The sequence below is a fragment of the Stenotrophomonas sp. SrG genome, assembly GCF_050031795.1.
GTDB lineage: Bacteria > Pseudomonadota > Gammaproteobacteria > Xanthomonadales > Xanthomonadaceae > Stenotrophomonas > Stenotrophomonas rhizophila_A.
Window position 1 is genome coordinate 1 of sequence record NZ_JBNBBE010000390.1, and the last position, 261, is coordinate 261.

1 protein-coding gene is annotated in these 261 nt (G+C 69.0%); it reads left to right on the top strand.

The genetic code is table 11. The features are described 5' to 3' along the window. Nucleotides 1-261: DUF6630 family protein (locus ACQG3P_RS20205; RefSeq protein WP_426806039.1), on the top strand; the 261-nt coding region annotated here is incomplete at both ends.

Below are 261 nucleotides of genomic sequence, written 5' to 3' on the forward strand. Positions count from 1 at the left end.
CTGGCTGCCATTGCCTGGCAGTCCGGCTTCGAGGTGGAGCGTGCAGACACCGCTGCGCTGGTGTCGGCGGTGAACGAGCTGTCCGCGCGCTGGAACCTGCAGCTGGCCTGGGGTGGCGACCTGGATGACGAGGATATTGCCGCCCACATCGACGCGCCGCGGCTGATGGGCACCGCCTACGACCGCCTGCGCGAGCACAATTACTCGCGGTGGAGCGTGGAGACCGGCAACGGTGGCTTGGCCGGCTGGATGGCGCTGCAG